This is a genomic window from Pseudomonas sp. SDO5532_S415 (assembly GCF_054071155.1).
In genome coordinates, this window is the sequence record NZ_JBSVWS010000260.1 from 1 (window position 1) to 5,180 (window position 5,180).

Here is a 5,180-nt window from a genome sequence, read left to right on the forward strand (position 1 = left end):
TCGTACGCGGTCAACTGTGGGAGCGAGCCTGCTCGCGAAGACGCCTGGCCCAGGCGCCGCAAGTTTCAAGGTGAATTGAATCCATAAAGCAGGGGATTTCAGGCCGTTTCGACGGCCTTTTTTTTGTCTGGGAAAACCTGACAGGTATATCTCTTAAACGCATAACCAAATGAATAAATATGATTTATGGATATATTAATCAGCTGTTAAGGTCACTCCATCGAAGCGAGATCGCAAACCGCGAATCGCCAACACCGTTCAAGGAATTGTCTGAATGCTGGTCGTCTCACTCGGTGGCAGTCCCAGTCAACGCTCCCGTTCCGGGGTGCTGCTGGAGCGCTCCCAACGTTGGTTGCAAGGGCAAGGCGTGGAAGTGGTGAGTTACCAGGTGCGGGACTTCCCGGCCGAAGACTTGCTGCACGCGCGCTTCGACAGCCCGAAGGTGATCGATCTCCTGCAACAGATTGAAAACGCCGATGGCCTGCTGATCGCCACCCCGGTCTACAAAGCCTCTTTTTCCGGTGCGTTGAAAACCGTGCTGGACCTGCTGCCCGAGCGCGCTCTGGCGCACAAAGTGGTTCTACCGATGGCGACGGGTGGCAGCATCGCCCACATGCTGGCGGTGGATTACGCACTCAAGCCAGTGTTGTCGGCGTTGAAAGCCCAGGAACTGCTACAGGGGATTTTCGCGGTCGACAGCCAGATTGCTTATGGCGAAGGCAGCGCCCAGGCGCAGTTGGCTCCCGAACTGGAAGAGCGGCTGAATGAATCGCTGGAATTGTTTTTCAGTGCCATGGCGCGACGGCCCAAGCCGCTCGATCCGAATCTGTTGAATGATCGTTTGTTGAGTGCTCGTTGGAGCATTTGAGTTTCACCGAAAATTAGCCCCACCCAAAATTGATGTACTGGCCTTACTCGCCCGCCAACGGGCAAGCAGGTGCAGCCAAAACCCAACTGCAAAAAGGAGAGCGCCATGCGCCCTGTCATTTTGCGTCGTGGTCTGGTCGCTCTGTTTGCTGCGGCTGTCACCTTCGGCGCCATTACTCAAGCTCAAGCTGAAACGCTACGAATCGGCTATCAGAAATACGGCACCCTGGTGCTGCTCAAAGCCAAAGGCACCCTGGAAAAACGCCTCGCCGCCCAAGGTGTGGACGTGCAATGGACTGAATTCCCCGGCGGCCCGCAACTGCTCGAAGGCCTGAACGTCGGCTCCATCGACTTCGGTGTGACCGGCGAAACACCGCCGGTGTTCGCTCAAGCGGCAGGCGCCGATCTGCTCTACGTCGCTTACGAACCACCAGCACCCCACAGCGAAGCGATCCTGGTGCCGAAAGGCTCACCGATCAAATCGGTGGCCGAGCTCAAGGGCAAGAAAGTCGTCCTGAACAAAGGCTCCAACGTGCACTACCTGCTGGTACGCGCCCTGGAAGATGCCGGCCTCAAATACACCGATATCCAGACCGTGTTCCTGCCGCCGGCCGATGCCCGCGCCGCGTTCGAACGTGGCAGCGTCGACGCCTGGGTCATCTGGGACCCGTACCAGGCTGCCGCCGAACAGCAACTGCAAGCGCGCACCCTGCGCGATGGCCAGGGCATCGTCGACAACCATCAGTTCTACCTGGCGACCAAGCCTTACGCACAGAAAAATCCTGGGGTGATCAAGACCCTCGTGGAAGAAGTGCGTGCGGTTGGCGAATGGTCCAAGGCCAATCCTGAAGACGTGACCCAACAGGTTTCACCACTGCTCGGCTTGCCGGCGGACATCACCCTGACCTCGGTGAAACGCCAGGGCTACGGCGCGCTGTTCCTCACCCCGGAAGTGGTCGCCGCCCAACAGAAAATCGCCGACAGCTTCTACCAACTCAAGCTGATTCCGAAGCCGTTGAGCATCAAAGACGTGATCTGGACGCCGCCGGCGGCCGTTGCCAAAGCTCAGTAACCACGCCTCAGTAACCAAAGCCCAGTCACTCGATTCCCCAAGGAGACCACTCCATGAGCCTCAATATCTTCTGGTTCCTGCCTACCCACGGCGACGGCCATTACCTTGGCACCGCCGAAGGCGCTCGCGCCGTCGACCACGGTTACCTGCAACAGGTCGCGCAGGCGGCTGATCGCCTGGGTTTCGGCGGGGTGCTGATTCCGACCGGTCGTTCCTGCGAAGACTCGTGGCTGGTAGCGGCATCGCTGATTCCGGTGACCCAGCGTTTGAAATTCCTTGTCGCCCTGCGCCCCGGGATCATTTCCCCGACGGTGGCCGCGCGTCAGGCGGCGACGCTGGATCGCTTGTCCGGCGGGCGAGCATTGTTCAACCTGGTAACGGGTGGTGATCCGGAAGAATTGGCGGGTGATGGTCTGTTCCTGACCCATGAGGAGCGCTATCAGGCCTCGGTGGAATTCACCCGCATCTGGCGTCGGGTGCTGGAAGGCGAAACCGTCGATTACGACGGTCAGCACATCAGCGTGAAGGGCGCCAAGCTGCTCTATCCGCCGATCCAGCAACCGCGTCCGCCGCTGTACTTCGGTGGCTCCTCCGAAGCGGCGCAGGACCTGGCGGCAGAGCAGGTGGAAATGGTCCTGACCTGGGGCGAACCACCGGCGGCCGTGGCGGAAAAAATCGAGCAGGTGCGGGCCAAAGCCGCGAAGCTCGGTCGCACCGTTCGCTTCGGTATTCGTCTGCATGTGATCGTTCGTGAAACCAATGCTGAAGCCTGGCAAGCGGCGGATCGCCTGATCTCGCACCTGGACGACGACACCATTGCGCGCGCCCAGGCTTCGCTGGCGCGTTTCGATTCGGTCGGCCAGCAACGCATGGCCGCGCTGCACGGCGGCAGTCGCGACAACCTGGAAGTCAGCCCCAACCTGTGGGCCGGTGTCGGTCTGGTGCGTGGCGGTGCCGGTACGGCGCTGGTGGGCGATGGTCCGACCGTGGCCGCTCGCGTGAAGGAATACGCGGACCTGGGCATCGACACCTTTATCTTCTCCGGTTATCCACACCTGGAAGAGTCATATCGCGTCGCGGAGCTGTTGTTCCCGCACCTGGATATCGAACGTCCCGAGTTGCCGAAAAGCGCCGGCTACGTCAGCCCGTTTGGCGAGATGGTGGCCAACGATATTCTTCCCAAAGCCGCGTCCCAGAGCTGAGGCGCGCCATGAAGAAAATCATCCACAGCCTCGCGCCCTGGGCGTTGCCGGTATTGCTGTTGGCGGTATGGCAGTTGTCTGTGTCGGCGGGTTGGTTGTCCACGCGGATTCTGCCGGCGCCCATCGCCGTGATCGAGGCCGGTGTAAGCCTGGTGCGCAGCGGTGAAATCTGGACACACCTGGCCATCAGTGGCTGGCGTGCGGCGCTGGGTTTTGCCATCGGCGGGGGCATCGGCCTGACACTGGGCTTTATCACCGGCCTGTCGAAATGGGGAGAGCGCTTGCTCGACAGTTCGGTGCAAATGATCCGCAACGTGCCGCACCTGGCGCTGATTCCACTGGTGATCCTGTGGTTCGGCATCGATGAGTCGGCGAAGATTTTCCTGGTGGCGCTGGGCACGTTGTTCCCGATCTACCTCAACACCTATCACGGCATCCGCAACGTCGATCCGGCGCTGGTGGAGATGTCCCGCAGTTACGGTTTGTCCGGCTTCAGTCTGTTCCGCCAAGTGATTCTGCCGGGTGCGCTGCCTTCGATTCTGGTCGGCGTGCGCTTCGCCCTGGGCTTCATGTGGTTGACGCTGATCGTCGCGGAAACCATCTCTGCAAGCTCCGGCATCGGTTATCTGGCGATGAATGCCCGTGAATTCTTGCAGACCGACGTGGTGGTGCTGGCGATTCTGATGTACGCGGTGCTCGGCAAGCTCGCTGATCTCGCGGCCCGTGGACTTGAGCGTGTGTGGCTGCGTTGGCACCCGGCCTATCAAGTCGTTAAAGGAGGTGCCGCATGACGGCTCAACAACCTCCACGCCTGCTGCGCGGGATACCGCTGGCGGTGCGCAAGTTGCAAAAAACCTTCGGTTCGCGGCAGGTGTTGCGCGAGATCGACCTGCATATTCCGGCGGGCCAATTCGTCGCGGTGGTCGGTCGTAGCGGTTGCGGCAAAAGCACCTTGCTGCGCTTGTTGGCCGGCCTCGATCAGCCTACGGGCGGTGAGTTGCTGGCCGGTTCCGCGCCGCTGAGTGAGGCGCGGGAAGACACCCGGTTGATGTTCCAGGAAGCGCGTCTGCTGCCGTGGAAAAAGATCATCGATAACGTCGGCCTCGGGCTCAAGGGCAACTGGCGGCCAAAGGCACTGGAAGCCCTGGAAGCGGTCGGTCTGGCGGACCGCGCCAACGAGTGGCCGGCGGCCTTGTCCGGTGGGCAGAAGCAACGTGTGGCGCTGGCCCGTGCGTTGATCCATCAACCGCGCCTGCTGTTGCTTGATGAGCCCCTGGGCGCGCTGGATGCCCTGACCCGTATCGAAATGCAGCAACTGATCGAACGGCTCTGGCAGCAGCACGGCTTCACTGTGTTGCTGGTGACCCACGACGTCAGTGAAGCGGTGGCGATCGCTGATCGGGTGATCCTGATCGAAGACGGCGAAGTCGGCCTCGACCTGCACGTGGAACTGCCGCGCCCTCGGGTCCGCGGTTCTCATCGGCTGGCGGCGCTGGAAACCGAAGTCCTCAATCGCGTGCTGTCACTGCCCGGACAACCGCCGGAACCGGAACCTGTTTCACCCTTGCCTACGCAATTGCGTTGGGCGCAGTAGAGCAGCGGCAAGCTTCAAGCTACAAGCTGCAAGAAGAGGCAAATCGCTTTTTTCTTGCAGCTTGAAGCTTGCAACTTGCAGCTCATTTCGACCTCAGGAGAAATAAATATGACTATCAAAGCCATCAACGTGCGCAACCAGTTCAAAGGCTCCATCAAGGAAATCGTTCTCGGTGACGTGCTGTCGGAAATCGATGTGCAGACCGCTTCCGGCATCGTCACCTCCGTGATCACCACCCGTTCGGTAAAGGAGCTGGAATTGGCCGTGGGCAGTGAAGTGATCGCCTTCGTGAAATCCACCGAGGTGTCGATCGCCAAGTTGTAAGACGGTGCGTAAACGACAACCCCGAAGGGTTTGAGCCCTTCGGGGTTTTTTATGCGCGTGAATCAGTCGGCTCGGTGGTGTGGCCTTCGCGAGCAGGCTCGCTCCCACAAATGGAATGCAT

6 protein-coding genes are annotated in these 5,180 nt (G+C 60.3%); all 6 read left to right on the forward strand.

Annotation, left to right across the window (positions count from 1 at the left end; all coding sequences use genetic code 11):
- The first annotated feature begins 274 nt into the window (after positions 1–274).
- Positions 275–868, forward strand: coding sequence for an NADPH-dependent FMN reductase (ssuE, locus tag ACW9HW_RS28560; RefSeq protein ID WP_095196291.1), 594 nt, complete (start codon positions 275–277; stop codon positions 866–868).
- Positions 869–973: 105 nt separating this feature from the next.
- Positions 974–1,939, forward strand: a complete 966-nt coding sequence (locus ACW9HW_RS28565; protein WP_095196292.1) for a sulfonate ABC transporter substrate-binding protein — start codon at positions 974–976, stop codon at positions 1,937–1,939.
- Positions 1,940–1,992: 53 nt separating this feature from the next.
- Complete coding sequence (gene ssuD / locus ACW9HW_RS28570; protein ID WP_008026018.1) at positions 1,993–3,141, forward strand: FMNH2-dependent alkanesulfonate monooxygenase; 1,149 nt, start codon at positions 1,993–1,995, stop codon at positions 3,139–3,141.
- Positions 3,142–3,149: 8 nt separating this feature from the next.
- Positions 3,150–3,932: an aliphatic sulfonate ABC transporter permease SsuC gene (ssuC, locus tag ACW9HW_RS28575; RefSeq protein WP_056854057.1), complete on the forward strand. Its 783-nt coding sequence runs from the start codon at positions 3,150–3,152 to the stop codon at positions 3,930–3,932.
- Positions 3,929–4,735 carry an aliphatic sulfonates ABC transporter ATP-binding protein gene (gene ssuB / locus ACW9HW_RS28580; RefSeq protein WP_095196294.1) on the forward strand — a complete coding sequence of 269 codons (807 nt, stop codon included), beginning with the start codon at positions 3,929–3,931 and terminating at the stop codon, positions 4,733–4,735. Before ssuC ends, ssuB begins: the two co-directional genes overlap by 4 nt.
- A gap of 108 nt (positions 4,736–4,843) precedes the next feature.
- A complete protein-coding gene (locus tag ACW9HW_RS28585) occupies positions 4,844–5,059 on the forward strand; it encodes a TOBE domain-containing protein (protein ID WP_007967989.1) in 216 nt (71 codons plus the stop codon).
- Positions 5,060–5,180: the final 121 nt, after the last annotated feature.

Excerpts from the sequence above, each read along its gene's own strand:
- ssuE (WP_095196291.1), top strand. The coding sequence starts at position 275 with ATGCTGGTCGTCTCACTCGGTGGCAGTCCCAGTCAACGCTCCCGTTCC.
- ACW9HW_RS28565 (WP_095196292.1), top strand. The coding sequence starts at position 974 with ATGCGCCCTGTCATTTTGCGTCGTGGTCTGGTCGCTCTGTTTGCTGCG.
- ssuD (WP_008026018.1), top strand. The coding sequence starts at position 1,993 with ATGAGCCTCAATATCTTCTGGTTCCTGCCTACCCACGGCGACGGCCAT.
- ssuC (WP_056854057.1), top strand. The coding sequence starts at position 3,150 with ATGAAGAAAATCATCCACAGCCTCGCGCCCTGGGCGTTGCCGGTATTG.
- ssuB (WP_095196294.1), top strand. The coding sequence starts at position 3,929 with ATGACGGCTCAACAACCTCCACGCCTGCTGCGCGGGATACCGCTGGCG.
- ACW9HW_RS28585 (WP_007967989.1), top strand. The coding sequence starts at position 4,844 with ATGACTATCAAAGCCATCAACGTGCGCAACCAGTTCAAAGGCTCCATC.